This is a genomic window from Streptomyces sp. KL116D, assembly GCF_030766975.1.
GTDB lineage: Bacteria > Actinomycetota > Actinomycetes > Streptomycetales > Streptomycetaceae > Streptomyces > Streptomyces longispororuber_A.
The window spans coordinates 937226-962558 of record NZ_JASERH010000136.1 but is presented as its reverse complement, the minus strand read 5'-3'; the positions used below and the strand labels follow the sequence as shown (position 1 = coordinate 962558).

26 protein-coding genes, 1 tRNA gene and 1 riboswitch are annotated in these 25333 nt (G+C 70.2%); of the genes, 16 read left to right on the top strand and 11 right to left on the bottom strand.

Going from position 1 to position 25333, the window contains the following annotated elements:
* Positions 1-14: 14 nt before the first annotated feature.
* Together RBJ77_RS53035 and RBJ77_RS53030 are read left to right on the top strand one after the other, a co-directional pair.
* Positions 15-293 (top strand): MoaD/ThiS family protein, encoded by a 279-nt coding sequence (locus tag RBJ77_RS53035; RefSeq protein ID WP_255974000.1) that lies wholly within the window; start codon positions 15-17, stop codon positions 291-293.
* Positions 294-302: 9 nt separating this feature from the next.
* Complete coding sequence (locus tag RBJ77_RS53030) at positions 303-1253, top strand: PLP-dependent cysteine synthase family protein (RefSeq protein ID WP_255974002.1); 951 nt, start codon at positions 303-305, stop codon at positions 1251-1253.
* A gap of 354 nt (positions 1254-1607) precedes the next feature.
* Here the strand turns inward: RBJ77_RS53030 and RBJ77_RS53025 are convergent, their stop codons facing one another.
* A complete protein-coding gene (locus RBJ77_RS53025; protein WP_372351526.1) occupies positions 1608-2045 on the bottom strand; it encodes a type II toxin-antitoxin system PemK/MazF family toxin in 438 nt (145 codons plus the stop codon).
* 203 nt (positions 2046-2248) lie between these two features.
* Between RBJ77_RS53025 and RBJ77_RS53020 the strand changes: the two genes are divergently transcribed.
* The gene (locus tag RBJ77_RS53020; RefSeq protein ID WP_372351525.1) at positions 2249-3001 is read left to right on the top strand and encodes an MBL fold metallo-hydrolase; all 753 of its coding nucleotides are present in this window, start codon (positions 2249-2251) and stop codon (positions 2999-3001) included.
* Between the two features lie 132 nt (positions 3002-3133).
* Here RBJ77_RS53020 and RBJ77_RS53015 read toward each other — a convergent pair whose 3' ends face one another.
* Both RBJ77_RS53015 and RBJ77_RS53010 read right to left on the bottom strand, forming a co-directional pair.
* Positions 3134-4396: a PTS transporter subunit EIIC gene (locus tag RBJ77_RS53015; protein WP_372351524.1), complete on the bottom strand. Its 1263-nt coding sequence runs from the start codon at positions 4394-4396 to the stop codon at positions 3134-3136.
* A gap of 241 nt (positions 4397-4637) precedes the next feature.
* Positions 4638-5924 (bottom strand): PTS transporter subunit EIIC, encoded by a 1287-nt coding sequence (locus RBJ77_RS53010; RefSeq protein ID WP_372351523.1) that lies wholly within the window; start codon positions 5922-5924, stop codon positions 4638-4640.
* Between the two features lie 115 nt (positions 5925-6039).
* On the opposite strand from RBJ77_RS53010, the gene RBJ77_RS53005 reads away from it, so the two are divergent.
* From RBJ77_RS53005 to rdgB, 4 genes are all read left to right on the top strand, one after another.
* Positions 6040-6357, top strand: a complete 318-nt coding sequence (locus tag RBJ77_RS53005; RefSeq protein ID WP_372351522.1) for a glucose PTS transporter subunit EIIB — start codon at positions 6040-6042, stop codon at positions 6355-6357.
* Positions 6358-6438: 81 nt separating this feature from the next.
* Complete coding sequence (gene rph, locus RBJ77_RS53000) at positions 6439-7173, top strand: ribonuclease PH (RefSeq protein ID WP_255974014.1); 735 nt, start codon at positions 6439-6441, stop codon at positions 7171-7173.
* Between the two features lie 138 nt (positions 7174-7311).
* A complete protein-coding gene (locus tag RBJ77_RS52995; RefSeq protein ID WP_255974016.1) occupies positions 7312-7704 on the top strand; it encodes a type IV secretion system protein in 393 nt (130 codons plus the stop codon).
* A gap of 10 nt (positions 7705-7714) precedes the next feature.
* Complete coding sequence (gene rdgB / locus RBJ77_RS52990) at positions 7715-8320, top strand: RdgB/HAM1 family non-canonical purine NTP pyrophosphatase (RefSeq protein WP_372351521.1); 606 nt, start codon at positions 7715-7717, stop codon at positions 8318-8320.
* 56 nt (positions 8321-8376) lie between these two features.
* Here the strand turns inward: rdgB and RBJ77_RS52985 are convergent.
* The 5 genes from RBJ77_RS52985 to bcp form a co-directional block, all read right to left on the bottom strand.
* A tRNA-Leu gene (locus tag RBJ77_RS52985) sits at positions 8377-8451 on the bottom strand.
* A gap of 12 nt (positions 8452-8463) precedes the next feature.
* The gene (locus RBJ77_RS52980) at positions 8464-9213 is read right to left on the bottom strand and encodes an HNH endonuclease (protein WP_372351520.1); all 750 of its coding nucleotides are present in this window, start codon (positions 9211-9213) and stop codon (positions 8464-8466) included.
* Between the two features lie 83 nt (positions 9214-9296).
* On the bottom strand, positions 9297-9791 hold the full coding sequence (locus RBJ77_RS52975; RefSeq protein WP_372351519.1) for an HNH endonuclease: 495 nt from the start codon (positions 9789-9791) through the stop codon (positions 9297-9299).
* A gap of 257 nt (positions 9792-10048) precedes the next feature.
* Entirely contained in the window at positions 10049-11551 is a 1503-nt protein-coding gene (proP, locus tag RBJ77_RS52970; protein WP_372351518.1) for a glycine betaine/L-proline transporter ProP, read from the bottom strand.
* A gap of 134 nt (positions 11552-11685) precedes the next feature.
* On the bottom strand, positions 11686-12153 hold the full coding sequence (bcp, locus tag RBJ77_RS52965; protein ID WP_372351517.1) for a thioredoxin-dependent thiol peroxidase: 468 nt from the start codon (positions 12151-12153) through the stop codon (positions 11686-11688).
* A gap of 134 nt (positions 12154-12287) precedes the next feature.
* Here bcp and RBJ77_RS52960 point away from each other — a divergent pair, with 134 nt between their 5' ends.
* The 3 genes from RBJ77_RS52960 to RBJ77_RS52950 all read left to right on the top strand — a co-directional run bounded on the left by RBJ77_RS52960 (position 12288) and on the right by RBJ77_RS52950 (position 13496).
* Positions 12288-12626 carry a DUF3618 domain-containing protein gene (locus RBJ77_RS52960; protein WP_372351516.1) on the top strand — a complete coding sequence of 113 codons (339 nt, stop codon included), beginning with the start codon at positions 12288-12290 and terminating at the stop codon, positions 12624-12626.
* A gap of 44 nt (positions 12627-12670) precedes the next feature.
* Positions 12671-13015 carry a co-chaperone GroES gene (locus RBJ77_RS52955; RefSeq protein WP_255974023.1) on the top strand — a complete coding sequence of 115 codons (345 nt, stop codon included), beginning with the start codon at positions 12671-12673 and terminating at the stop codon, positions 13013-13015.
* Positions 13016-13071: 56 nt separating this feature from the next.
* A riboswitch (guanidine-III (ykkC-III) riboswitch) is annotated at positions 13072-13144 on the top strand.
* A 31-nt stretch (positions 13145-13175) separates the two neighbouring features.
* Complete coding sequence (locus RBJ77_RS52950) at positions 13176-13496, top strand: multidrug efflux SMR transporter (protein ID WP_255974025.1); 321 nt, start codon at positions 13176-13178, stop codon at positions 13494-13496.
* 81 nt (positions 13497-13577) lie between these two features.
* Here RBJ77_RS52950 and RBJ77_RS52945 read toward each other — a convergent pair whose 3' ends face one another.
* Positions 13578-15917, bottom strand: coding sequence for a transglycosylase domain-containing protein (locus RBJ77_RS52945; protein WP_372351515.1), 2340 nt, complete (start codon positions 15915-15917; stop codon positions 13578-13580).
* A gap of 154 nt (positions 15918-16071) precedes the next feature.
* Here RBJ77_RS52945 and RBJ77_RS52940 point away from each other — a divergent pair, with 154 nt between their 5' ends.
* Genes RBJ77_RS52940 through RBJ77_RS52925 form a run of 4 tightly spaced genes read left to right on the top strand, consistent with a single transcriptional unit; the run spans position 16072 to position 19604 of the window.
* Positions 16072-16875 carry an ABC-2 family transporter protein gene (locus RBJ77_RS52940; protein ID WP_255974063.1) on the top strand — a complete coding sequence of 268 codons (804 nt, stop codon included), beginning with the start codon at positions 16072-16074 and terminating at the stop codon, positions 16873-16875.
* 40 nt (positions 16876-16915) lie between these two features.
* A complete protein-coding gene (locus tag RBJ77_RS52935; protein WP_372351577.1) occupies positions 16916-17692 on the top strand; it encodes an ABC transporter permease in 777 nt (258 codons plus the stop codon).
* Between the two features lie 6 nt (positions 17693-17698).
* The gene (locus RBJ77_RS52930) at positions 17699-18712 is read left to right on the top strand and encodes an ATP-binding cassette domain-containing protein (RefSeq protein WP_372351514.1); all 1014 of its coding nucleotides are present in this window, start codon (positions 17699-17701) and stop codon (positions 18710-18712) included.
* A 19-nt stretch (positions 18713-18731) separates the two neighbouring features.
* A complete protein-coding gene (locus RBJ77_RS52925) occupies positions 18732-19604 on the top strand; it encodes a DUF1707 domain-containing protein (RefSeq protein WP_372351513.1) in 873 nt (290 codons plus the stop codon).
* Between the two features lie 482 nt (positions 19605-20086).
* Here RBJ77_RS52925 and RBJ77_RS52920 read toward each other — a convergent pair whose 3' ends face one another.
* Positions 20087-21409, bottom strand: a complete 1323-nt coding sequence (locus RBJ77_RS52920; protein WP_372351512.1) for an SGNH/GDSL hydrolase family protein — start codon at positions 21407-21409, stop codon at positions 20087-20089.
* Between the two features lie 547 nt (positions 21410-21956).
* On the opposite strand from RBJ77_RS52920, the gene RBJ77_RS52915 reads away from it, so the two are divergent.
* Entirely contained in the window at positions 21957-23168 is a 1212-nt protein-coding gene (locus RBJ77_RS52915) for a DUF445 domain-containing protein (RefSeq protein ID WP_372351576.1), read from the top strand.
* Between the two features lie 113 nt (positions 23169-23281).
* Complete coding sequence (locus tag RBJ77_RS52910) at positions 23282-24790, top strand: MFS transporter (protein ID WP_372351511.1); 1509 nt, start codon at positions 23282-23284, stop codon at positions 24788-24790.
* Between the two features lie 76 nt (positions 24791-24866).
* Here the strand turns inward: RBJ77_RS52910 and RBJ77_RS52905 are convergent, their stop codons facing one another.
* Complete coding sequence (locus tag RBJ77_RS52905; RefSeq protein WP_372351510.1) at positions 24867-25319, bottom strand: GNAT family N-acetyltransferase; 453 nt, start codon at positions 25317-25319, stop codon at positions 24867-24869.
* Positions 25320-25333: the final 14 nt, after the last annotated feature.

Genomic DNA, 25333 nt, shown 5'->3' with positions numbered 1-25333 from the left:
ACAGGAGCCCCAGCATGGCCATCGAGGTCCGCATCCCGACCATCCTCCGCACCTACACCGACGGCGAGAAGGCCGTCCAGGGCAGCGGGGACACCCTCGCCGAGCTGTTCACCGACCTGGACTCCCGGCACTCGGGCATCGCCGCCCGCATCGTGGACAACGGCCAGCTGCGCCGCTTCGTGAACGTCTACCTGAACGACGAGGACGTCCGGTTCCTCGACGGCATCGAGACCAAGCTCGCCGACGGCGACAACGTGACGATCCTGCCGGCCGTGGCCGGCGGAATGCGCTGAGCGGGACGTATGCGTTACGACAGCCCCCTGGCCGCGGTCGGCAACACCCCTCTGGTGCGCCTGCCGCGGCTGTCGCCCTCCGACGACGTACGGATCTGGGCGAAGCTCGAGGACCGCAATCCGACCGGCTCGGTCAAGGACCGCCCCGCGCTCCACATGATCGAGCAGGCCGAGAAGGACGGCCGGCTCACCCCCGGCTGCACCATCCTCGAACCCACCTCGGGCAACACCGGCATCTCCCTGGCGATGGCCGCCCGCCTCAAGGGCTACCGCATCGTCTGCGTCATGCCGGAGAACACCTCGCAGGAGCGGCGCGACCTGCTCGCCATGTGGGGCGCCGAGATCATCGCGTCCCCGGCCGCGGGCGGCTCCAACACGGCCGTGCGCATCGCCAAGGAACTGGCCGAGCAGCACCCGGACTGGGTGATGCTCTACCAGTACGGCAACCCGGACAACGCGGGCGCGCACTACGCCACGACCGGACCGGAGATCCTGGCGGACCTCCCCTCGGTCACGCACTTCGTGGCGGGGCTCGGCACGACCGGCACGCTCATGGGCGTGGGCCGGTTCCTGCGCGAGCACAAGCCCGACGTCAAGATCGTCGCGGCCGAGCCGCGCTACGACGACCTGGTGTACGGGCTGCGCAACCTCGACGAGGGGTTCGTCCCCGAGCTGTACGACGCGTCCGTCCTGACGACCCGGTTCTCGGTCGGCTCGGCCGACGCGGTGACGCGTACGCGGGAGCTGCTCCAGCTGGAGGGCATCTTCGCGGGGGTCTCCACGGGGGCCGCGCTGCATGCGGCGATCGGGGTCGGCAAGAAGGCGCTGAAGGCGGGGGAGTCGGCCGACATCGTCTTCGTCGTCGCCGACGGTGGCTGGAAGTACCTGTCGACCGGGGTCTACACGGCCGCGACGACGGAGGAAGCGATCGAAGTTCTCCACGGCCAGCTGTGGGCCTGAACGCCTGACCGGCCCCACTCTCCGGCTGCGGCCCGGTGGGGGCTGGTCGCGCAGTTCCCCGCGCCCCTGAAAACCCGATCGTGTCTGCGGGCGCGCGGGGCTTCTCGCGCAGTTCCCCGCGCCCCTGGAAGGCATGCGCTGCGCGCAGCCTTCCCCCGCCGGGGAGAGGCCGCCCGAAGGGCGCGCCTCTCAGGGGCGCGGGGAACTGCGCGAGCAACCACGACGAGACCCGCGGCCGAAGTCCGTTTTTCAGGGGCGCGGGGAACTGCGCGAGAAGCCCCACCGGCCGGCAGCCGGTGAACAAGCCGTCGCGGCCACGGCGCGTAGCCGCGACCACCCCCCCCGCGGAGCGGCTCAGGGGCCCAGGTGGCGGACCTGGTCCCACAGGACCGGGTCGACGACACCCGCACGGCGCCGGAAGTCACCCAGCGGGACTTCCCGGAGCTCGTCCGTCTCCAGGAAACTCGCCCGCCCCTGCGCATCCCCCACCGACCCGGGCGGCAACGGAATCACCCCGGGCCGCTCGTCGTGATAACGGCTGGTGATCTTCGCGACGAGCGCGGTGTCTCCCCGTAGCGACAGGACCAGGCACGGCCGGTCCTTGCCACCGGGCCCGTCCTCGAAGGGCACGAGCGCCCACCAGATCTCCGTCGGCTGCGGCCCCCCGGCCACCCGCCCGCGCGGCGCGTGCCGGACCCGCTGCCGGGAACCGCGACCCCACCCGTCGACCAGCGCCGCGACCAGCGCGAGCAGTACGACGGCCGCGAGCGCCAGCCACCAGGACGTGTCCATAGGCACGACGGTACCGGTGGGGCGCGCGGGGCGCGCCACCGGACCGCGCGCTTCCGGAGCCCCCGAACCGGTGACAGCGCAGGTGAGTTCGCCCACAACGGCCCGTGACGGAGGAGCCACTCGACCTTTTGCGCCTTACGCTCGACGGACCCCTTGGTTCAAGCCCCGCATTCCGACCGCCAGCGCGGAGGTTGAAGGCTCTTATGAAGCTCACCGTCGTCGGCTGCTCGGGGTCGTTCCCGTCCGCGGATTCGGCCTGCTCGAGCTACCTCGTCGAGGCCGACGGCTACCGGCTGCTTCTCGACATGGGCAATGGCGCCCTGGGCGAGTTGCAGCGCCACTGTGGTCTCTACGACCTCGACGCGATCTTTCTCAGTCATCTGCACGCGGACCACTGCATCGACATGTGCGCGTACTTCGTCGTGCGCTACTACCGCCACGACGGCGGCCGCTGCGACCCCATCCCGGTCTTCGGGCCGGAGGGCACCGAGCAGCGGCTGACCACCGCGCACGCCGACACCCCCTCGGCCTCCGCCTTCAGCGAGGTCTTCGACTTCCACACCGTCAAACCGGGCGCGTACGAGATCGGGCCCTTCTCCGTGCGGATGGAGAAGGTCTGCCACCCGGTCGAGTCGTACGCGATCCGCGTCGAGCACGGCGGCCGCTCCCTGACGTACTCGGGGGACACCGGGCCGTGCGCCGCGCTGGACGAACTGGCCCAGGACACCGACCTGTTCCTGTGCGAGGCCGCGTTCACGCACGGCAAGGAGAACATTCCGGCCCTGCACCTGAACGGCCGCGAGGCGGGCGAGTCGGCGCAGCGGGCCCGGGCGCGCAAGCTGGTCCTGACGCACATCCCGCCGTGGACGGACCCGCAGGTGAACCTGACGGACGCGCGCGCGGTGTACGACGGCGCCGTCGAGCTGGCCGCGCCCGGAGTGACGTACGAGATCTGACGTCGCGGCGCGACGCCGAAGGCCCCCGGAACCGAAGTGGTTCCGGGGGCCTTCGTGTGTATCAGCCGTATCAGCCGTATCAGCCGTATCAGCCGTATCAGCCGTGTCGGCCGTGTCGGCCGGTGCGGGGCCTCACGCCTTGGTGAGGTCCTCGACCTCCTCCTCGGGCTCGCGGCCCGGGGTGGTGAGGTTGAACTTGATGATCGCGAACCGGAAGGTCACGTAGTAGATCACCGCGAAGACCAGGCCGATCGGGATGATCATCCATGGCTTGGTGGCGTGGGTCCAGTTCAGCGCGTAGTCGATGAAGCCGGCCGAGAAGTTGAAGCCGGCGTGCACCCCGAGGGCCCAGGTGATCGCCATGGACGCGGCGGTCAGCAGCGCGTGCAGGACGTACAGGATCGGCGCGATGAACATGAACGAGAACTCGATCGGCTCGGTCACACCGGTGACGAACGAGGTCAGCGCGAGCGAGACCATCATGCCCATCACGGCCTTGCGGCGCTCGGGGCGGGCGCAGTGGGCGATGGCGATCGCGGCGGCCGGCAGGCCGAACATCATGATCGGGAAGAAGCCGGACTGGAACATGCCGGCCGACGGGTCACCGGCCAGGAAGCGCGGGATGTCGCCGTGGACGACCTCGCCCGCGGAGTTGGTGAAGTCACCGAGCTGGAACCAGGCGACCGTGTTCACGAACTGGTGCATGCCGATCGGGATCAGCGCGCGGTTCACACCGCCGAAGAGGGCGGCGCCGCCGGAGCCGAGGCCGGTCATCCACTCACCGAAGTTGGAGATGCCGGTGCCGATGGGCTCCCAGACCAGGCCGAAGAAGACACCGGCGATGATGCCGACGAAGGCCATGATGATCGGGACGAGACGGCGGCCGTTGAAGAAGCCGAGCCAGTCGACGAGCTTGGTGCGGTGGTACCGCTGCCACAGGACCGCGGCGAGCAGACCCATGACGATGCCGCCGAGGACACCCGGGTCGTTGTACGTCGCGGCGACGTCGACGCCCTTGTTGGCGGTCGTGTTGACGACGGCCTCGGTGACCGGGAAGGCCTGCAGGACCTTGCTGTAGACGAGGAAGCCGACGAGCGCGGCGAGCGCCGTCGAGCCATCGGACTTCTTGGCGAAGCCGATGGCCACGCCTATGCAGAACAGGATCGGCAGGGCGCCGGTGATGGCGCCACCGGCGTTGTTGAAGACGGCGGCGACCTTGTCCCAGCCGAGGCCGTCCTTGCCGAAGATGTCGTCCTGGCCGAGTCGCACCATGATGCCCGCGGCAGGCAGCACCGCGATCGGCAGCTGGAGGCTGCGACCCACCTTCTGGAGGCCCTGGAACAGGCCGGATCCCCGCTTCTTTGCGGGAGCCGCCGTAGCGCTGGCGGTGCTCATCAACTTCCTCCATGTGCTGGGGTGCTGCCGGGGACGGAATGGGAAAGAAGGGGGTTGGGCAGCAGCCAGATGGTCTACACCACTCAGTGGTGTAGACCTGTTGTAGCACGGTGAAGGCGGGATAAGGAACCCGTGATTCTTGTGGGGTGGAACATATGCGCCGCCGACGGCTCATACGTGACGAAGGGCCCCCGGACCAGAGGTCCGGGGGCCCTTCGCAAAGGGGCAGTTGGGAGGGGTCTCACGCCTTGGTGAGGTCCTCGACCTCCTCCTCGGGCTCGCGGCCCGGGGTCTTCAGATCGAACTTGGTGATCGCGAAGCGGAAGATCACGTAGTAGACGACCGCGAAGCACAGACCGATCGGGATGATCATCCATGGCTTGGTGGCCAGGCCCCAGTTGATCACGTAGTCGATCAGGCCGGCCGAGAAGCTGAAGCCGTCCTTGACCCCGAGTCCCCAGGTCACCGCCATCGAGACACCGGTGAGCACCGCGTGCACCGCGTACAGCAGCGGGGCGATGAAGACGAAGGAGTACTCGATGGGCTCGGTGATGCCGGTGACGAACGAGGTCAGCGCCAGCGAGAGCATCATGCCGCCGACCGCCTTGCGGCGCTCCGGCCGCGCGCAGTGGTACATCGCCAGACAGGCCGCAGGGAGGGCGAACATCATGATCGGGAAGAAGCCCGTCTGGTAGATGCCCGCGTTCGGGTCACCGCTCAGGAACATGTTGATGTCACCGTGCACGACCGTGCCGTCCGGCTTGGTGAACGAGCCGAACTGGAACCACAGCGGGACGTTCAGGAACTGGTGCAGGCCGATGACCAGCAGCGCGCGGTTGGCGACGCCGAAGATGCCGGAACCGATGGCGCCCAGGTCCTGCAGCCAGTTGGAGAAGGACTCCAGCGCGTCACCGACCGGCGGCCAGATCCACAGGCAGATCACGGCGAAGACGATGCCGATGAACGCCATGATGATCGGGACGAGCCGGCGGCCGTTGAAGAAGCCGAGCCACGAGACCAGCTTGGTGCGGTGGTAGCGGACCCAGAAGAACGACGCCAGGAAGCCCATGATGATGCCGCCGAACACGCCCGGATTCTGGTACGTGAACGCGGCCACCGTGCCGTCCGCCGCCTGGCAGCCCGTGGCCACCGCCTTCGCCCCGCTCGCGCAGTCCACCGGGAACTGGTGCAGCACGCCCCGGTAGACGAGGAAGCCCGCCACCGCCGCGAGCGCCGTCGAACCGTCCGCCTTCTTGGCCATGCCGATCGCGACACCGATGCAGAACAGCAGCGGCAGTCCGAGGTCGGCGTCGAGCAGGGCGCCACCGGCACCCGCGAAGACCTTCGCCACGTCGGTCCAGCCGAGCCCGTCGTCACCGAAGACGTCGGGCTGGCCGAGCCGGTTGACGATGCCGGCCGCAGGCAGCACGGCGATGGGCAACTGCAGGCTGCGCCCCATCTTCTGGAGGCCCTGGAAGAAGTTGCTCCAGGGACTCGGCCGGGGTGCTGCGGCTGCGTTCGCGCTCATGGGCGTCCTCCCGGAACAAGCCACGGTGGGCGGGCGTTGGATACTCTGGCTACTGGTGTAGACCAGTTGCGGGACGGGTCGGTCCACGTGAACGTCATCATTCGGCACGACGGTGATGACCGCGCGCGAAGTTGGTCCAACCGTGGGTTACCGTGACAAAGCGGCCCATAGGCGGGCCCGGAGAAACAGGGAGAACGAAATGGCCACCAAGGCTGAGAAGATCGTCGCCGGGCTCGGCGGCCTCGACAACATCGAAGAGGTCGAGGGCTGCATCACCCGCCTGCGCACCGAGGTCATCGACCCCTCCAAGGTCGACGAGGCGGCACTGAAGGCCGCCGGCGCCCACGGCGTCGTGAAGATGGGCACCGCGATCCAGGTCGTCATCGGCACCGACGCCGACCCGATCGCCGCCGACATCGAAGACATGATGTGACCTGCTGAGGCCACGTCGGCGAAGGCCCCACCCCCCTCCGCAGGGGGTGGGGCCTTCGCCGTACCCGATACGCTCACCCCTATGTCTCGCATCGACGGCCGCACCCCCGACCAGCTCCGCCCGATCACCATCGAACGCGGCTGGAGCAAGCACGCAGAAGGCTCCGTCCTCGTCTCCTTCGGCGACACCAAGGTCTTCTGCACCGCCTCCTTCACCGAAGGCGTCCCGCGCTGGCGCAAGGGCAGCGGCGAGGGCTGGGTCACCGGCGAGTACTCGATGCTGCCGCGCGCCACGAACACCCGCGGCGACCGCGAGTCCGTCCGCGGCAAGATCGGCGGCCGCACCCACGAGATCAGCCGCCTCATCGGCCGTTCGCTGCGCGCCGTCATCGACTACAAGGCCCTCGGCGAGAACACCATCGTCCTCGACTGCGACGTCCTCCAGGCCGACGGCGGCACCCGCACCGCCGCCATCACCGGCGCCTACGTCGCCCTCGCCGACGCCATCGCCTGGGGCAAGTCCAAGAAGCTCATCAAGGCCGGCCGCGAACCGCTCACCGGCACCGTCTCCGCCGTCTCCGTCGGCATCGTCGGCGGCGTCCCGCTGCTCGACCTCTGCTACGAGGAGGACGTGCGGGCCGACACCGACATGAACGTCGTCTGCACCGGCGACGGCCGCTTCGTCGAGGTGCAGGGCACCGCCGAGGCCGAGCCGTTCGCCCGCGACGAGCTCAACTCCCTGCTCGACCTGGCCGTTTCCGGCTGCGACGAGCTGGCCGCCGCCCAGCGCAAGGCACTTGAGGGCCCGCTCGCATAACTGCTTGGCCAGGTAAAGAAATCCCCAAGTAAGGTGGCGGTCGTACAGCAACCGCACAGCCACCGACTGCGTCACTACGGACAGGTGGACGGCACACGACGCCGTTCTCCTGTCCGTACATCAGGGGAGGACCGTTCCATGGCCGCGCGCCGTCACCGACGTACCGCCGTAATAGCCGTAGCCGCGGCACTGATCGCGGCCCCGGCCGCCGTCGGCTGCTCGGCAGTCGACAAGGCCCTCGACTGCGTCCAGACCGCCGACTCCATCGCCGACAGCGTCACCGACCTGCAGACGGCCGTGGAGAACGCGGCGAACGACCCGGGCCAGGCCGACGAGGCGCTCGACTCCATCGACAAGAACCTCGACAAGATCGGCGACAAGACCGACAACGCCGACGTGTCGAAGGCCGTCGACGACCTCAACAAGGCGGTGGGCAACGTCCGCACGGCCATCAAGAACGGCGACGAGACGCCCGACGTCACCCCCGTCACGGACGCGGCGGGCGAACTGACCAAGGTCTGCACCCCGTAATACTGGGAGCATGACCCGCCTCATCCTCGCCACCCGTAACAACGGCAAGATCGTCGAACTCCGCGCGATCCTCGCCGACGCAGGCCTGCCCCACGACCTCGTCGGCGCGGACGCGTACCCCGACGTCCCCGACGTCCGGGAGACCGGCGTCACCTTCGCCGAGAACGCCCTCCTCAAGGCCCACGCCCTCGCCCGGGCCACCGGCCTGCCCGCCGTCGCCGACGACTCGGGCCTCTGCGTCGACGTCCTCGGCGGCGCCCCCGGCATCTTCTCCGCCCGCTGGGCCGGCCGCCACGGCGACGACAAGGCGAACCTCGACCTCCTCCTCGCCCAGCTCGGCGACATCGACGACGACGTCCACCGCGGCGCCCACTTCGCGTGCGCCGCGGCCCTCGCCCTGCCGGACGGCACCGAGCGCGTGGTGGAGGGCCGGATGCGCGGCGTCCTGCGCCACGCGCCGGCCGGCACGAACGGCTTCGGCTACGACCCGATCCTCCAGGTCGAGGGCGACACCCGGACGGCCGCCGAGCTGAGCCCCGACGAGAAGAACGCGATCTCGCACCGGGGGAAGGCGTTTCGGGCGTTGGTGCCGGTGGTGAAGGAGCTGTTGGGCTGAGCTGCCACTCCGATTGACGACGAAGGGCGCTCCCTGAGAGAGCGCCCTTCCGCGGGTGGGCCCGGTGGGACTCGAACCCACGACACACCGGACCTAAACCGGCGCCCTCTGGCCAGCTGGGGTACGGGCCCGTCCCGGTCACTCTACTGGGTGGGGCGATCGCGGTTCGAGAAGGTTCCGGTCTGGCTGTGGCAGGAGGGGCAGAGGTATCGCAGGTTCTCCTGCTGGTTGTTCAGCCGGTCCCCGTCGATGTGGTCGACCTCCAGGACCAGCCGCTTCCCCTGCCACAACTCGCCCTGGGTGCACTCGGCGCAGACGTGGGGTACTCCGACTTCATCGAGGGCCCTGCGCAGGAGGAGCACTCGCGTGCGGGGCGAGCCTGCTGAACGGCGCACGAGGATCTCCGGCGCGGACTTGCGTCGCGGGGAGGTGGCTCCGGCCATGTGCCCCTGCCCGAGGAAGTGTTCCGTCGAGAGCCCGTACTCGTCGATGCTGCGCCGGGCTTTGGCGCGTGCGGCCTCATGGAACGCGGGCAGACCCAGGTGGCGCATCAGGTCCGCCAGGCCGTGGGACGCGGCGACGGCCCGGGTGAACTCCCCCTCCGGGAAGAGGCCGCTGTCGTGTTTGCTGCGTGGCGGCGTGAAATGGCTTGTGTCGATGCCGAACTTCTCCATCCGCCGCTTCACATGGTCGTACGGACCGTCCTCCGGCGGGATGCCCATGTGCAGGAACATGTCGCGGATGCTGGTGGAGCAGACGGCTGCCTCGCGCAGAAACTCCTCGGAGTACGACCGCTTCGGGCGTTCGGGCAGTGGCTCGTCGCGGAAGTGCGAGGTGTCGATGCCGTAGTGGTGGAGCCGGTGGTGGAGGTAGCGCTGCGGTTTGCTGCCCATGGGTGATCCGACCCGGCGCATGAGGTCGACCAGACTGTGAGAGACCGCTGCGGTCTGCTTCAGAAGCTCTTGTGGGTACCTGCTCATGCGGACCGCCTCTTCCTGCCTCGGTAAGTGTCGGTCGTGGAATGGCAGTTGGGGCAGAGCAGGCGCAGGTTGTCGGGCCGGTTGTCCCACCATTCACCACTGATGTGGTCGACTTCGAGTCGCAGCGGCCGGTTGTTCCACTCCGTGCCGGTTCCGCACATCGAGCACTGCTCGGGGGCGCCGAGGCGAAGCAGCTCTCGTCGTAGGCGGCGCCCCGGGATCCGCCCGTCTTGCGGGGAGCGCAGAGTCAGCGGATTGCCGAGCGCCTCCTTGGGGCGCTGCCGAGACCGAGCGAAGTGCGAGGTGTCGATCCCGAGGGCGGCGATCCGCCGGCTGATGTGGGCGTGGTTGCCCCCTACGGCGCTGATGCCGAGGCGTCGCACCACGTCCTTGACGTTGCTGGATTCCGCGACCACCGTGCGCAGTGTCTCCTCCGTGTGCCGAGACCAGCGCTGAGGAAAGTGCGAGGTGTCGATTCCCTCCTCGGCCATCCGCTTGTGGAGGTAGGCCCGACGGCCTGGCGTCGGCTCACCCCCACACCACCGCACCGCCTCGTCCCACGTACACGCATTCCGCGCCGCCGCCTCCAACAGCTCCCGCGTGTACCGCAGCCCCGCCATGAGAACCCCTCCCGTCGGTCGCCGGTTCGCGATCTCGTTCGGGGCAACGAACCGGAAATCGGACCGTCACGCACGAAATGCGGAACGGTCCGATCCTGTGTGGGGGCGCCACATGAGGCGGGGCGAGGTCAGAACTTCGGTGCCGGGGCCCGGGACTCGACCATTTCGGCTGCCTCTTCCTGCGTCTCGACCGAGGGCGGGGAGCCGGCCAGTGGCTGCTGGGCGGTCTCCTTCATGCAGGCCACCGCGATCACGCCGACCAGGGCCGCGGCCATCGCGTAGTACGCGGGCATCATGTCGGTCCCGGTCAGGCTGATCAGGGCCGTGATCACCAGCGGGGTCGTGCCGCCGAAGATCGACGCCGAGAGGTTGTAGCCGACCGAGAGGGAGCCGTAGCGGACCTGGGTCGGGAACAGGGCCGGGAGCGCCGCCGACATCGTGCCGAGCATGCAGACCAGGGAGAGGCCCAGCATCAGCATGCCGAGCGAGACGGCCCACAGGGCGCCGTTCTTCACCAGCAGGAACGAGGGGATGGAGAGGACGAAGAAGCCGAGCATGCCGGCCATCAGGAGCGGCTTGCGGCCGAAGCGGTCGGAGAGCTTGCCGACCTGGTTGATGACGCACATCAGGACGATCATCGTCGCGATGAGGATGAGCAGGCCGTGCGCCTCGGAGTAGCCCATCTCGTCCGAGAGGTACGTCGGCATGTACGACAGGAGCATGTAGTCGGTGATGTTGTACGCGCCGACCAGGCAGATGCACAGGATCAGGGTCGGCCAGTAGTCGCGGAAGATCTTCGCCAGGTCGCCCTTGGCCGTCGTCTCCACGGTGGACGCCGCGTCCGTCGCCTTGTGGGACGACTCGTCCTCCAGCTTCTGGAAGGCCGGGGTCTCGTCCAGGCGCAGTCGCAGGTAGAGGCCGACGAGGCCGATCGGTCCCGCGACCAGGAACGGGACGCGCCAGCCCCAGGACTCCATGCCGTCGCTGCCGAGCCAGGTGGTGAGGATCGTGACCAGGCCGGCCGCGCCCACGTAACCGGCGAGCGTGCCGAACTCCAGGAAGCTGCCGAAGTAGCCGCGGCGCTTGTCGGGGGCGTACTCGGCGATGAAGGTGGAGGCGCCGCCGTACTCGCCGCCGGTGGAGAAGCCCTGGATCAGGCGGAAGAGGATCAGCAGGACCGGCGCCCAGAAGCCGATCGTGGCGTACGACGGGATCAGGCCGATCGCGAAGGTGCCGACTGCCATCAGGATCATGGTCATCGCCAGGACCTTCTTGCGGCCGATCTTGTCACCCATCGGGCCGAACACCATGCCGCCGATGGGGCGTACCAGGAAGGACACGGCGAAGGTCGCGAACGACGAGATCAGCTGGACCGTGTCGTTCCCGGACGGGAAGAAGACATGGCCGATCGTCACCGCCAGATAGGAGTAGATGCCGAAGTCGAACCACTCCATGGCGTTGCCGAGCGAGGCCGCCTTGACCGCCCTCTTCACCGCCGTGTCGTCGGTGACGGTGATGTCGGTGCGGCGCAGCGGCGGGTTCTTGCGCCGCTTGACGGCGCGGAACAGTGCCCGGTGACGCTTGACCGCCTCCGGGTCGGGCGCCGGCCCTTCCTCGGTCTCGGTGGTCATGGGGTGGATCCCTTCTCTGGACGCAATCGGTGCCAGGGGATCACTTGCTCGATGATGGCGGTCGCAAACGAAAGTCCCCGTCCGAGGGGACTTTCGTCACAGCGCGGGTACCCGGTGGGGTCGTCCGGAATCCGTCAGATGCCGAGGTCCTTGATGATCTTCGCCACGTGGCCGGTCGCCCGGACGTTGTAGAGGGCGTGCTCGACCTTGCCCTCCTCGTCCACGACGATCGTGGAGCGGATGACGCCCATGTAGGTCTTGCCGTAGTTCTTCTTCTCGCCGAACGCGCCGTACGCCTCCAGGACCTTCTTGTCGGGGTCGCCGACGAGCGTGACCTTGAGGTTCTCCTTCTCGCGGAACTTGGCGAGCTTCTCCGGCTTGTCGGGGGAGACGCCGATGACGTCGTAGCCGGCGCCGGCCAGCAGGTCGAGGTTGTCCGTGAAGTCGCAGGCCTGCTTGGTGCAGCCGGGGGTCAGCGCCGCGGGGTAGAAGTAGACGATCGTCTTGCGGCCCTTGTGGTCGGCGAGGGAGACCTCGTTGCCGTCGGCGTCGGGGAGGGTGAAGGCCGGGGCGGTGTCGCCGGGCTGCAGTCGCTCGCTCATGTCGCTCGCATCTCCTTGCGGGTGGGTGACTCCGGACGAGCGTAATGGGCGTAATGGGGGTGCCGGGGGGTGGCGGTAGCCGCGAGCTGACAGACTGTCCACCACCTATACGCAGCGACCATGGAGGCAGCGCGGTGTCGGACACGTCGAGTACGCCGGATACGCGGACGCCGGCGCAGATCGAGGCGGACATCAAGCGCCGCCGCGAGACCCTGGCCGAGACCCTCGACGAGATCGGGATCCGGGTCCATCCGAAGACGATCGTCGGCGACGCCAAGGCCAAGCTGGTGTCGAACGTCGACCACACGCTCGGGCGGGCGTACGTCGGGGCCAACCGGCTCGTCTCGGACGTGAAGGGCCAGTTCGTCTCGGAGGAGGGCGCGCCGCGCCTGGAGCGGATCGTGCCGGTCGCGCTCGTCGTGGTCGGGGCCGTCGGGTTCCTCGCGCTGAACTCCCGGCGCCGCAAGGGCTGACCCGAAGGCGTACACGGGCGCGTGGGACAGGTAGGTTCATCGGCGTGAGCGAGAAGACCCACCACGACGACAAGTTGCCGATCCGCATGCTGCACGACCGTGTGCTCGTGCGGCAGGACTCCGCGGAGGGCGAGCGGCGCAGCGGCGGCGGCATCCTGATCCCCGCCACGGCGGCGGTCGGCAAGCGCCTGGCCTGGGCCGAGGTCGTGGCCGTCGGACAGAACGTGCGGACCGTGGAGCCGGGCGACCGGGTGCTGTACGACCCGGAGGACCGGGCGGAGGTCGAGGTGCGCGGGACCGCGTACGTGCTGATGCGCGAGCGGGACCTGCACGCCGTGGCGGCCGACCGCTTCGAGGGCTCCGAGGATTCGACGGGCCTGTACCTCTAGCGTCTGCAGTCTGCCGAAGGGGCTGGTGACCATCGTCACCAGCCCCTTTTGCGTGTTCTTTGCTACCTTGGAGTCATCCCGACGAGACGCGCCGTACCGGGTAAGCAGCAATGGCAAAGACGACGCACCCCTGTTGAAGCAACTGACGGAGGTGCCTGTCATGGCCTGGGTCCTGATCGTGATCGCCGGACTGCTCGAGGTCGGCTGGTCGATCGGCATGAAGTTCACGGACGGGTTCACCCGCCTGTGGCCGAGCGTCTTCACCGGCGCCGGCATCGTCACGAGCATGGTGCTGCTGTCCTACGCGGCCAAGTCCCTGCCCATCGGTACCGCCTACGGCGTATGGGTGGGCATCGGCGCCGCGGGCGCGGCCGTCGTCGGCATGCTGGTCCTCGGCGAACCGGCGACGGCCGCACGGATCTTCTTCATCGCGCTGCTTCTTGTGGCGATCGTCGGGTTGAAGGTGACGTCGGGTCATTGAGCATGCGCCGTGGGCGGGGCCAGGCCCGGCGGCCTGGCCTCTCGGCCGGGGGTCCGGGGGTTGTCCCCCGGGGGATGCAGCTCATCGCGCTGCTTCTTGTGGCGATCGTCGGCCTGAAGGTGACATCAGGCCATTGAGCGGGCCGCCGCCGTCGGCGCCGCCGTCCGTGGTGGTGCCGCCGGTGTCGGGGCCGCCGTCCGTTCCCCCGTCCGTGCCGCCGTCGGTGGTGCCGCCGTCCGTCTGGCCCTCGGTCTGCCCCTGGTCGGTGCCGCCGTCCTGGTCGCCGGTGGTGGCGCCGCCGGTGGCGGGGGACTCGGTGGTCGGGGGCGCGGGTTCGTCGGACGTGGCGGGGGCCGACGGTGACGTGTCGGTCTCCGCCGGGGTGGTGGGCAGCGGCAACTCCTCGGCGCCGTCCTCCAGTTCCAGGTCGAAGTCGTTCGCGGGCGTGCCGGCCAGCGCCTTCTTCGTGAACTGGGCCCAGATCTGCGCGGGGAAACCGCCGCCGTTGATGCGCGGCAGGCCCGCCGCCCCGTAGAGCGAGGTGTGCGCGCCGGTGTCCGGGTCCTGGCCCATCACCGCGACCACGGTCGCCAGATCCGGCGTGTACCCCGCGAACCAGGCCGCCGTGTCCTCCTCCGCCGTACCGGTCTTGCCGGCGGCGGGGCGGCCCGCGGCCTGGGCGGCGGTGCCGGTGCCGCCCTCGACGACGGACTGCAGGACCGACGTCGTGGTGTCGGCCGATTCGCGGCCGACCGACTGCCGGGTGTCCTGCTCGGGCAGCTCGACGGCCTCGCCGTCCTTGCTGATGGACTCCAGCAGCGTGTACCTGCCGTGCTTGCCGTGGTTGGCGAGCGTCGCGTACGCCTCGGTCATGTCCAGGACGCTGGCGGTGGCCGGGCCGAGCGCGATGGAGGGCGACGCCGTCAGGTCGGGGGTGCTCTCCGGGAGGCCGAGGTCGATCGCCGTCGCCTTGACCTTGCCGGGGCCGACGTCGACGGCCATCTGCGCGTACACCGAGTTCACCGACTTGTCGGTGGCGGCCCGCACGGTGATGGGGCCGTAGGAGACGCCGTCCTCGTTCTCGGGGGCGTACGTGCCGCCGTCCCAGCCCTGCACGGGGCGCTTGTCGGTGCCGTCGTAGATGGTGTTGGGCGTGATGACGCGGCCGTCCTGCGTCGTCGAGCCGTTCTCGACGGCGGACGTGAACACGAACGGCTTGAAGGTGGAGCCGACCTGGTAGTCGCGGCGCGTGGCGTTGTTGACGAACTGCTGCGTGTAGTCGATGCCGCCGTACATGGCGAGGACCTTGCCGTTGGCCGGGTCGATGGCGGCGCCGCCCGCCCGCACGTTCCGGTCGACCTTGCGGGCGTCCTTGTCGATCTGTGCCATCAGTCGGTCGTCGACGGCGTCCACGAAGGCGTCCTGCTTCTTCTTCTGCAGGGTGGTGGTGATGCGGTAGCCGCCGGTGGCGAGGGTGTCCTCGTCGAGGATCTTGTTGTCGATGATGAAGTCCCGCACGGCGTCCCGGATGTAGCCGCGCTGCCCGGACAGGCCGGTCTGGCCCTTCGCCTCGTCGGGCACGGGGAACGTCATGGCCGCGCGGTCGGCCGCGGACAGCCACTTCTCCTTGACCATGCCGTCCAGGACGTAGTTCCAGCGGGCCACGGCCCGCCCCTTGTTCTCCGGGTGCGCGATCACGTCGTAGGCGCTCGGGGCGTTCAACAGGGCTGCCAGATAGGCACCTTGAGCGGTCGTCAGGTTCTCGACGTCGGTGCCGTAGTACGCCTGGGCGGCGGCCTGGATGCCGTACGCGTTGCGTCCGAAGTAGCTGGTGTTGAGGTAGCCCTCCAGGATGTCGTCCTTGGACTCCTCCCGGTCCAGCTTGATCGAGATGAAGAACTCCTTCACCTTCCGGGAGACCGTCTGCTCCTGGCCCAGGTAGTAGTTCTTCACGTACTGCTGCGTGATCGTGGAGCCGGACTGCCTGCCCTTGCCGGTGACCGTGTTCCAGGCGGCGCGCAGCATCGCCTTCGGGTCGACCGCGGACTCGGAGTAGAAGTCGCGGTCCTCCGCGGCGAGCACCGCGTGCTGCACCGTCTTGGGGATCTGGGCCAGCTTCACGTTCTCCCGGTTGACCTCGCCGTCCCGGGCGATCTGGGTGCCGTCGGCGTACAGGTACACGTTGCTCTGCGCGGTCGCCGCCGAGTTGGCGGGCGGGATGTCCACGAGGAAGTAGCCGAGGGCGAACAGGCCGACGCACAGCAGGACGAAGCCGATGAGGCCGCCCAGCAGCATCCGCCAGGTGGGGACGAGGCGCCGCCAGCCCGTGCGCTTGGGGCGCCCCGGCTTCTTCGCCTTCGCCTTCCCCGGGTCCGCGCCGGTCGGCTCCTGCGCAGGCTGCTGCGGCTCGTCGGTGCTCATGTCCTGTGGAACTCCTGAATCGCGCCGTACGTCACGTACGCCTCGTATGACACATAAGACTCCTACATCACCCCGAAAATGCGTGGCAGGCGACGCCCGCCCTCCACTAGGCTCCTGCGCTTCGGTCCGATCCCGGGAGGCGTGCGTGGGACAAGTGCGGCTGTACGCGGCCGTCGCCGCCGGCGGGTTCCGGCGCTACGCGACCTACCGGGGCGCCACGTTCGCGGGCGTCTTCACGAACACCGTCTTCGGCCTGATCATCGCCTGCACGTACATCGCGCTGTGGGACGAGCGGCCGCACCTCGGCGGCTACGACCAGGCGCAGGCGCTCACCTTCGTGTGGGTGGGGCAGGCGATGTTCTCGGTGATGATGCTCGGCGTGCCCTCCGGGTTCGAGGCCGAGCTCGCCGAGCGGATCCGCAGCGGCGACATCGGCGTCGACCTGTACCGGCCGTGCGACCTCCAGGCCTGGTGGCTGGCGCAGGACCTGGGGCGGGCGGTGTTCCAGCTGCTCGGGCGCGGTGTCGTACCGATGGCGGTCGGCGCGCTGGTGTTCCGGCTGGCGCTGCCCACCGAGCCGTGGAGATGGCTGGCCTTCCTGTTCTCGGTGCTGCTCGGCCTCCTCGTCAGCTTCGGGCTGCGCTATCTCGTGGCGCTGTCCGCTTTCTGGCTGCTCGACGCGAGCGGGGTGGCGCAGATGTACGGCATCACCGCCACGTTCTTCTGCGGGATGCTGCTGCCGCTGAACGTCTTCCCCGGCGCGTTCGGCGACGTCGCCCGCGCCCTGCCGTGGTCGGCCCTGCTCCAGGTGCCCGCCGACGTCCTGATGGGCACGGCCGGCGGTCGCGGAGTGCTCGGCAGCTACCTCTTCCAGGCCGCGTGGGCCGCCGCGATCCTCGGGGTGGGACGGCTGCTGCAGACGGTCGCGACCAGGCGGGTGGTGGTGCAGGGTGGCTGACCCGATCGGTCAGGTCCGCGCCGGAGCCCGTGCGTTCCGCATGATCAGCGGCATGTGGATCCGCTCCACGCTCACCTACCGCGCCTCGTTCGCGATGACGACCGTCGGCAACTTCGCCCTGACGGGACTGGAGTTCGTCGGCATCCTGCTGATGTTCTCGCAGGTCGACCGGCTCGGCGGCTACTCGCTGCCCGAGATCGCCTTCCTCTACGGGACGGCGGGCGCGGCCTTCGGGCTCGCCGACCTGTTCGCCGGATCGCTCGGGCGGCTCGGCAATCGCGTGCGGGACGGGACGCTGGACGCGTTCCTGGTGCGGCCCGCTCCGGTGCTCGCGCAGGTGGCGGCCGACCGGTTCGCGCTGCGCAGGCTGGGCCGGGTCGTGCAGGGGCTCGCCGTCCTCGGGTGGTCGCTGCTCGCGCTGGACGTCGCCTGGACGCCGGTGAAGGTGCTGCTCGTGCCGGTGCTGCTGATCAGCGGCGGCGCGATCTTCTCGGCCGTCTTCCTGGCGGGCGCGGCCTTCCAGATCGTGGCGCAGGACGCGGCCGAGGTGCAGAACGCGGCCACGTTCGGCGGCAACGCCATGCTCCAGTACCCGCCGACCGTCTTCGGCGACAACCTGCTGCGCGGCGTCACCTTCGTCCTGCCGCTCGCCTTCGTGAACTGGCTGCCCGCCCTCTACGTCCTCGACCGCCCCTACCCACTCGACCTGCCCAGGTCGCTCGCCTTCGCGCCGCCCCTGGTGGCCGCGGCCTGCCTGGCCGCGGCGGGGCTCGCGTGGCGGGCGGCACTTCGCGCGTACCGCAGCACAGGGAGCTGAGCACGTATGTCGGACACGGTGGTCGACGAGGCGGTGCCGGACGGGACGTCCGCTCCGGCCTTCATCGAGGTGGACGGGGTCGAGAAGGTCTTCGACGTGCGCCGCAAGGCGGGCTTCCTGCGGCGCACGCGGCACGAGGTACGGGCCGTGGACTCGCTCTCCTTCACCGTGGCGCGCGGCGAGATGGTCGGCTACATCGGGCCGAACGGCGCGGGCAAGTCGACGACCATCAAGATGCTGACCGGCATCCTGACGCCGAGCGCGGGCCGGCTGCGCGTCGCGGGCATCGACCCGTCGCGGCAGCGGGCGCGTCTCGCCCACCGGATGGGGGTCGTCTTCGGGCAGCGCACGACGCTCTGGTGGGACCTGCCGCTGATCGACTCCTACCGGCTGATGCGGCGCATGTACCGGATCCCGGACGGGCGCTACGCCGAGAACCTCGCCCGCTGCGTCGAACTCCTCGAACTCGGCGACCTGTTGGAGGTGCCCGTACGGCAGCTCTCGCTCGGGCAGCGGATGCGCGGGGACATCGCGGCGGCGCTGCTCCACGACCCCGAGGTGCTGTACCTGGACGAGCCGACGATCGGCCTCGACGTCGTGTCGAAGGTCAAGGTCCGTGGATTCCTGCGGGACTTGAACGAGGAGCGGGGCACCACCGTCCTGCTCACCACGCACGACCTCACCGACATCGAGCAGCTGTGCCGCCGGGTCATGGTCATCGACCACGGGCGGCTCGTGTACGACGGGGAACTGGACGGACTGCACGACCTCGGCGGCGGTGAGCGCACCCTCGTCGTGGACCTGGAGCGCGAACTGCCGCCGCTGGACGTCGAGTTCGCCCGGGTCGTACGGGTGGAGGGGGCGCGGCAGTGGCTGGCGTTCCCGGCCGGGCAGTCGGCGGCGCCGCTGGTCGCCCGGATCGCCGAGCGGTACCCGTTGGCGGACCTCTCCGTCCGGGAGCCGGACATCGAGTCGGTGATCGCGCGGATGTACGCCCGGGACGCCTCCGTCGCGCCCTGACGCCCTTAGTCTGAACCGTATGACGGACTCATCCGGCGCAGACTCCGGCGCAGACCTGCCCGACCGCTCCGACGACGCCTCCGCGGCGCCCGATCTGCGGGCCTCCGACGCCGACCGCGAGCAGGTCGCCGAGCGGTTGCGGGACGCGCTCGCCGAGGGCCGGCTCGACATGGAGGAGTTCGAGGAGCGGCTCGACGCGACGTACAAGGCGCGTACGTACCGGGAGTTGGCGCCGCTGACCCGGGACCTGCCGGGGGCCGGGGCGCCGACCGCGCCGGTGAACCTGGTGAAGGGGCCGCTGCCCGAGGGCGCGGTCGACTGGGCGGCGCGGATCGGTGGCGAGGCCACGTCCACGTGGGGCGTCGGCGTCCTGTCCGGGTTCCAGCGCAAGGGGCGGTGGACGGCGCCGCGGCAGTTCAACTGCTTCACGTTCTGGGGCGGCGGTGAGATCGATCTGCGCGAGGCGAACTTCGAGGCCAAGGAGATCGTCGTGAACTGCGTCGCGATCATGGGCGGGCTGAACGTCGTGGTGCCGCCCGGTGTCGAGGTCGTCGTGCGCGGCATCGGGATCATGGGCGGCTTCGACCACTCGGAGGAAGGGGTGCCCGGGGATCCGGGGGCGCCGCGGGTGGTGGTGACCGGGTTCGCGTTCTGGGGCGGGGTCGGGGTGGAGCGGAAGGTGACGCGGGCGGAGCGGCAGCGGCTCAAGGCTGAGCGGAAGGCGGCGCGGCGGGGGCTTCTTGAGGGGGGTGGGGGGCGGCACGAGCTGTTGCACGGGGATCGGTTCGACCGGCACGCCGAGCGGTTCGACCGGCACCGGGAGCGGATCGAGGAGCATCTTGACCGGTTGGAGGAGCGGCGCGATCGGCGTGACCGCCGGCACCGGGACTGAGCGCTCCGCGGTGCCGTGGGTCTTTGCCGCGCCGTGGCCGGGCCTCTGGGTGACTGTTGCGCGGCGCCGTGCGTTCTGCCGCGCCGTGGCCGGGGCTCGCGTGAGTGGTGCGCCGCACCGGGGTTTCTCGCTGCGTCGTGGTTGCGCCCTGCGTTGAGTGGTGCGCGGCACCGGGGTGCCGCCTTGCCCACCCTGCCGCCCCAGGCGGCAGATTGCCCAAGGCGGGGGTGGGGAGCCGCCCCAGGCGGCAGATTGCCCAAGGCTGGGGCGGCCCAGACGTTGTGGGTGGGGAGTCGTCCTCGGGCGGGAGACTGCCCAAGGCGGGGGTGGGCTCGACGTTGTGGGTGGGGAGCCGTCCTCGGGCGGGAGACTGCCCAAGGCGGGGGCGGTCCCGACGTTATGGGTCGGGAGCCGTCCCAGGCGGCAGATTGCCCGAGGCGGGGCGGAGCTCAGCGGTTGTGGGCGGGGAGCCGTGCCGCTCGTTAGAGTTCCGCGCCCGTTGAACCCCTGAGGGCCGAGACGTCGAAGCGCTGTGCCATTCGGCGGTAACCCGCGTCGCTCGGGTGCAGGTGGTCGCCCGAGTCGTACTGCGGCAGCAGCTTGCGGGGGTTGTAGGGGTCGCGGAGCGCCTTGTCGAAGTCGACGTAGCTGTCGAAGACCTTGCCGCCGCGGATCTGCTCGTTCACGCCCTGGCGGACGGTCTCCAGGTGCGGCTTGTAGCCGCGGTGGCCCTGGAACGGCATGAGCGTCGCCCCGACGACCCGCAGACCGCGCTGGTGCGCCTGGCGGACCAGCTCCTGGAGGCCCTCCACGATCTTGTCGGGGTCGGTCTGCTGCGGGTTGCGCAGGATGTCGTTGATCCCGAGGTCGATGACGACGGCCCGGACCCCGGACCGGCTCAGCGCGTCGCGCTCGAAGCGGGACAGGCCGCTCGGGTTGTTGGCGGGGCGGCCGTACCCGTCGGACAGGACGCGGTTGCCGCTGATGCCCTGGTTCACGACGCCGTAGCGCGGGGCACCCGACTCCGTGCGCAGCCGCGCCGCGAGGACGTCCGTCCAGCGGCGGTTGGCGCCCATCGTGGAGGTGATGCCGTCGGTGAGCGAGTCACCGAGGACGACGACCGTGCCCTGCGCCTCGTTGCTGAGGACGTCGAGCGCGGTCACGTAGCGCCAGTACGGGCTCTGCTCGGTGTACTGCGTGCCGTTCGGCTCCTCGACGAGGTCGCCGTTCGCGACGTACGACATCTGCCGCGCCTGCGGGTGGTACGTGACCGGTCCCGACGGGGTCGGCGAGTACGTGGTGACCAGCATGTCGGAGTCGCCGGGCACCTTGAGCCGGACGGCGTCGCTGAGGACCTGGCGGCCGGCCGGGATGACGACCGAGGTGTTCCCGGCGAACGTGAGGCGCCGCACCGTGCCGGCCAGCGCCGCCGGGCTGCCCGGCGCCGAGGCCACGGCGAGCGAGGCGTGCGTGATGCTGAGGGGCTGCTGCCCGTACAGATTGGAGAGCGTGATGCGGGCGCTGGTGCCGGCGATGCTGGTGTGCACGACGTTGCGGATGGACCGGCCGAAGAACCCGTTCGTCTCCGTGCCGGGTTCGGCACCCGCGGGCGAGGCGGACCAACTGCCCGCCCAGGTACCGGTGGAGGCGGGTGCGGCCGAGCCGCGCGGGTGTGCGCCGCCCGCCTGGATCTCTCCGTCGTCGCCGCGCAACACGCCGGAGAAACCGACGTATATGGCGGCCGAGATCACTACGACGACCGCGACGAGCGCGGCCAACAAGGCATAACCGTGACGCCTGGTCATGCGGTGTGTGTCTCCTCGGGCAGGGGGAGCCCGAGGCTCCGGTGTGATGAACCCATGATGCGGCATGGGGCAGGACCGTCGAACAAGGGGGCCGACACTGCCCCCCTCCGACCATGGAGACGCCGGGAACTCGTGGTTCGTTCCGGTAGTAGGTCAGGAAGGGACAATGTGTGAGCGGAACGACAGTCGGCCGGGCGGGCGACGGGAAGGCGATCGGCGCGGCAGCGCGTCATACAGGGCGATGCGCACGGCCGACGTGCGGGACCGACGCGGATGATCGAAGCGGAGTGGCTGAGTGGACGGCGACGTGGGCAACGAACCGAGCGGACCGGACCGACCGCACGGACCGTACGGGCAGAGCGGACCTGGCGGACTGAACGGACCGGGCGGAGTGACGGAGGAGGCGCCGGGCCGGGCGGCGGACAAAGCGGGTGAACCGGACAGTGGGGAGTATGCCCGCACGGCCCCGGCCCAATCCCGCACCGGCCGCCGCTTCACCGCGGAGTTCAGCCCCGCGGACGAGGAGAAGCGGCGCGGCGTCCGCCGGATGAAGCTGACGGCGACCGGCCTCCTCGTCTTCGTCGCGGTCGTCTACGTCCTGGCCACCTGGGCGGAGCACTCCGGCGCCGGCGCCTGGGCCGGATACGTCGCGGCGGCCGCAGAGGCGGGCATGGTCGGCGCCCTCGCCGACTGGTTCGCGGTCACCGCGCTCTTCCGCCACCCGCTCGGCATCCCCATCCCGCACACCGCGATCATCCCGAAGAAGAAGGACCAACTGGGCCTCTCGCTCGGCGAGTTCGTCGGGGAGAACTTCCTCTCCGGCGACGTCGTACGGGACCGGCTGCGGGCCGTCGGCATCGGCAGCCGGCTCGGCGCCTGGCTGTCCGAGCCGGAGCACGCCGACCGGGTGACGGCCGAGCTGGCCACGGCGCTCAGGGGAGCCCTGACCGTCCTGCGCGACTCCGACGTGCAGGCCGTCGTCGGCGAGGCGATCACCCGCCGCGCCGACAACGCGGAGATCGCGCCGGGCCTCGGCAAGATGCTGGAGAAGGTCGTCGCCGACGGCGGGCACAAGCGGGTCGTCGACCTGGTGTGCAGGCGGGCCGCCGACTGGCTGGTCCTGCACTCGGACTCCGTGATGGACGCGGTGCAGGGCGGAGCCCCCGGCTGGACCCCGCGGTTCGTCGACAAGCGGGTCGGCGAGCGCGTCTACAAGGAGCTGCTGCGCTTCATCACGGAGATGCGCGACATGCCGGAGCACCCGGCGCGCGGCGCGGTCGACCGTTTCCTGCGCGACTTCGCGGGCGACCTGCAGTCGGACTCGGACACCCGGGCGCGCGTCGAGCGCCTGAAGTCGGAGGTCATCGGCCGCTCCGAGGTGCAGGACCTGATCGCCTCGACCTGGTCGGCGGTCCGCTCGATGATCGTCGCGGCGGCCGAGGACGAGCGCAGCGAGCTGCGCCTGCGGGTGCGGGCGTCGCTGCTCTCGCTGGGGCGGCGGATGGCCACCGAGCCCAAGGTGCAGGCCAAGGTCGACGGCTGGGTGGAGGGCGCGGCGGTGTACGTCGTCACCACGTACCGGGCCGAGATCACCTCCCTCATCACGGACACCGTGGCGGGCTGGGACGCGGAGCACACGTCCCGCAAGATCGAGGCGCACATCGGGCGCGACCTGCAGTTCATCCGGATCAACGGCACGGTGGTCGGATCGCTGGCGGGGCTGCTGATCTACACGGTGTCGCGGGCGCTCGGGGCGTAGCGGGATCCGGCCCCTCCGCGTTTGAGGAGCGGGGTCCGGGGCGGAGCCGCGTGGGCGTAACGCCTGCTCGGCGGGGGACTCGAAGGGTTCCGTTCCCTCGACGAGGAGGGTCCATGTCCCCGGAACCCCACAAGCACCCCCGCCCCCGCCCCGCCGGAGCCACCGAAACCGGAACCGTCACCACCGCCGTCCCCGCCCGGCTCGACCGCCTCCCGTGGTCGCGCTGGCACTGGATGGTGGTGATCGGCCTCGGCACCGTGTGGATCCTCGACGGCCTGGAAGTCACGGTCGTCGGCAACATCGCCGGCCGGCTGTCCGAGTCCGGCAGCGGACTGCCGATCTCGTCCGCCCAGGTCACCGGCATCGCCGCCGCCCTGTACGTGGCGGGCGCCTGCGCCGGAGCACTGTTCTTCGGCTGGCTCACCGACCGCTTCGGCCGCAAGCGGCTCTTCCTGCTGACCCTGGCCGTCTACCTGGCGGCGACCGCGCTCACCGCCTTCTCCTTCTCCTCCTGGTGGTTCTTCGTCTTCCGCTTCCTCACCGGCTTCGGCATCGGCGGCGAGTACGCGGCCATCAACTCGGCCATCGACGAACTGATCCCGTCGGCCTTCCGCGGCCGCGTCGACCTGATCATCAACGGCAGCTTCTGGCTCGGCGCGATCGGCGGTTCGCTGCTCTCGATCGTCGCGCTCGACACGGACCTGTTCGCCAAGGACGTGGGCTGGCGGCTCACCTTCGGCCTCGGCGTCGTCCTCGGCCTGGTCATCCTGCTCGTCCGGCGCAACGTCCCGGAGAGCCCGCGCTGGCTGTTCATCCACGGCAGGGCGGAGGAGGCCGAATCGCTCGTCGCGGGCGTCGAGGAACGCGTGCGCGAGGAACGCGGCGGGGCCGAACTCCCGCCGCCCGCCGGGGAGATCACCATCCACCAGCGCAAGAGCATCGGCTTCGTGGAGATCGCCCGCACGGTCTTCCGGTCCTACCCCCGCCGCACCACCCTCGGCCTCTCCCTCTTCATCGGCCAGGCGTTCCTCTACAACGCGATCACCTTCGGCTTCGGCGCGATCCTCACCACGTTCTACGACGTGCCGACGGGCTCGACCGGCTACTACTTCGCGGTCATCGCGGCCGGCAACTTCCTGGGCCCGCTGCTGCTCGGCAAGCTCTTCGACACGGTCGGCCGCCGGGTGATGATCTCCTCGACGTACCTGCTCTCCGGGCTGCTCCTCTTCGGCACGGCCTGGCTCTTCGACCGCGGCTCGCTGACCGCGACGACGCTCACGGCCTGCTGGTGCGTGGTCCTGTTCTTCGCGTCGGCGGGCGCCTCCAGCGCGTACCTGACGGTCTCCGAGATCTTCCCCATGGAGACCCGTGCGATGGCGATCGCCTTCTTCTACGCGGTCGGCACGGCGGCCGGCGGCATCAGCGGCCCGCTCCTCTTCGCCGACCTCACCAAGAGCGGCAGGGTCGCCGACACGGTCCTGGCCTTCCAGGTCGGCGCCGCGCTGATGTGTCTGGCGGGCCTGGTCGCGGCGGCGTTCGCGGTACGGGCCGAGCGGCGGTCGCTGGAGGACATCGCGCAGCCGCTGTCCGCGGTACGGCCCCGGGCCGGCGCGGCCGTCTGATCAGGCGGTGCCGGTGTGCGGGCGGCGTGGTGGTCCGGTCAGGCGGTGCCGGTGTGCGGGTGGCGTGGGGGTCCGGTCAGGCGGTGCCGGTGGGCGGGTGGCGGACCATGAACACGTCGACCGGGTCCTCGCGCTCGACGGCGAACCCGCGCCGCTCGTACAGCCGGCGGGCCGCGCTGCCCTGGAGCACGTTCAGCCGGACCGGCACGTCCTCGGCGTCGCAGCGCTCCAGGAGCGCGTCGAGGACGGCGGTCCCGATGCCCCTGCCCTGCAGTTCCGGGGCGAGGAGGAAGTGCTCGAACCAGTAGCAGTCCGCCGCCCGGCGCAGCGCGACGGCCCCGGCGAGTTCCCCGTCCACCTCGATCACCCAGGTGTGCGCGGGCGCCCACGCGTCGCGCAGCCGCTGCCGCACCCGCCCCTCGTCGTACCGGCCGAGCCGCTCCAGGTCAGGACGCATCGCGACGGCCCGTATCTCGGCCACCGCCGTCACGTCGGCCGCCGTGGCAGGCCGCAGGGTCCAATCCGCCATGGCCGGGAGGCTAA

Excerpts from the sequence above, each read along its gene's own strand:
- RBJ77_RS53035 (WP_255974000.1), top strand. The coding sequence starts at position 15 with ATGGCCATCGAGGTCCGCATCCCGACCATCCTCCGCACCTACACCGAC.
- RBJ77_RS53030 (WP_255974002.1), top strand. The coding sequence starts at position 303 with ATGCGTTACGACAGCCCCCTGGCCGCGGTCGGCAACACCCCTCTGGTG.
- RBJ77_RS53025 (WP_372351526.1), bottom strand. The coding sequence starts at position 2,045 with ATGGACACGTCCTGGTGGCTGGCGCTCGCGGCCGTCGTACTGCTCGCG.
- RBJ77_RS53020 (WP_372351525.1), top strand. The coding sequence starts at position 2,249 with ATGAAGCTCACCGTCGTCGGCTGCTCGGGGTCGTTCCCGTCCGCGGAT.
- RBJ77_RS53015 (WP_372351524.1), bottom strand. The coding sequence starts at position 4,396 with ATGAGCACCGCCAGCGCTACGGCGGCTCCCGCAAAGAAGCGGGGATCC.
- RBJ77_RS53010 (WP_372351523.1), bottom strand. The coding sequence starts at position 5,924 with ATGAGCGCGAACGCAGCCGCAGCACCCCGGCCGAGTCCCTGGAGCAAC.
- RBJ77_RS53005 (WP_372351522.1), top strand. The coding sequence starts at position 6,040 with ATGACCGCGCGCGAAGTTGGTCCAACCGTGGGTTACCGTGACAAAGCG.
- rph (WP_255974014.1), top strand. The coding sequence starts at position 6,439 with ATGTCTCGCATCGACGGCCGCACCCCCGACCAGCTCCGCCCGATCACC.
- RBJ77_RS52995 (WP_255974016.1), top strand. The coding sequence starts at position 7,312 with ATGGCCGCGCGCCGTCACCGACGTACCGCCGTAATAGCCGTAGCCGCG.
- rdgB (WP_372351521.1), top strand. The coding sequence starts at position 7,715 with ATGACCCGCCTCATCCTCGCCACCCGTAACAACGGCAAGATCGTCGAA.
- RBJ77_RS52980 (WP_372351520.1), bottom strand. The coding sequence starts at position 9,213 with ATGGGCAGCAAACCGCAGCGCTACCTCCACCACCGGCTCCACCACTAC.
- RBJ77_RS52975 (WP_372351519.1), bottom strand. The coding sequence starts at position 9,791 with ATGGCCGAGGAGGGAATCGACACCTCGCACTTTCCTCAGCGCTGGTCT.
- proP (WP_372351518.1), bottom strand. The coding sequence starts at position 11,551 with ATGACCACCGAGACCGAGGAAGGGCCGGCGCCCGACCCGGAGGCGGTC.
- bcp (WP_372351517.1), bottom strand. The coding sequence starts at position 12,153 with ATGAGCGAGCGACTGCAGCCCGGCGACACCGCCCCGGCCTTCACCCTC.
- RBJ77_RS52950 (WP_255974025.1), top strand. The coding sequence starts at position 13,176 with ATGGCCTGGGTCCTGATCGTGATCGCCGGACTGCTCGAGGTCGGCTGG.
- RBJ77_RS52945 (WP_372351515.1), bottom strand. The coding sequence starts at position 15,917 with ATGAGCACCGACGAGCCGCAGCAGCCTGCGCAGGAGCCGACCGGCGCG.
- RBJ77_RS52935 (WP_372351577.1), top strand. The coding sequence starts at position 16,916 with ATGATCAGCGGCATGTGGATCCGCTCCACGCTCACCTACCGCGCCTCG.
- RBJ77_RS52930 (WP_372351514.1), top strand. The coding sequence starts at position 17,699 with ATGTCGGACACGGTGGTCGACGAGGCGGTGCCGGACGGGACGTCCGCT.
- RBJ77_RS52925 (WP_372351513.1), top strand. The coding sequence starts at position 18,732 with ATGACGGACTCATCCGGCGCAGACTCCGGCGCAGACCTGCCCGACCGC.
- RBJ77_RS52920 (WP_372351512.1), bottom strand. The coding sequence starts at position 21,409 with ATGACCAGGCGTCACGGTTATGCCTTGTTGGCCGCGCTCGTCGCGGTC.
- RBJ77_RS52915 (WP_372351576.1), top strand. The coding sequence starts at position 21,957 with ATGAAGCTGACGGCGACCGGCCTCCTCGTCTTCGTCGCGGTCGTCTAC.
- RBJ77_RS52910 (WP_372351511.1), top strand. The coding sequence starts at position 23,282 with ATGTCCCCGGAACCCCACAAGCACCCCCGCCCCCGCCCCGCCGGAGCC.
- RBJ77_RS52905 (WP_372351510.1), bottom strand. The coding sequence starts at position 25,319 with ATGGCGGATTGGACCCTGCGGCCTGCCACGGCGGCCGACGTGACGGCG.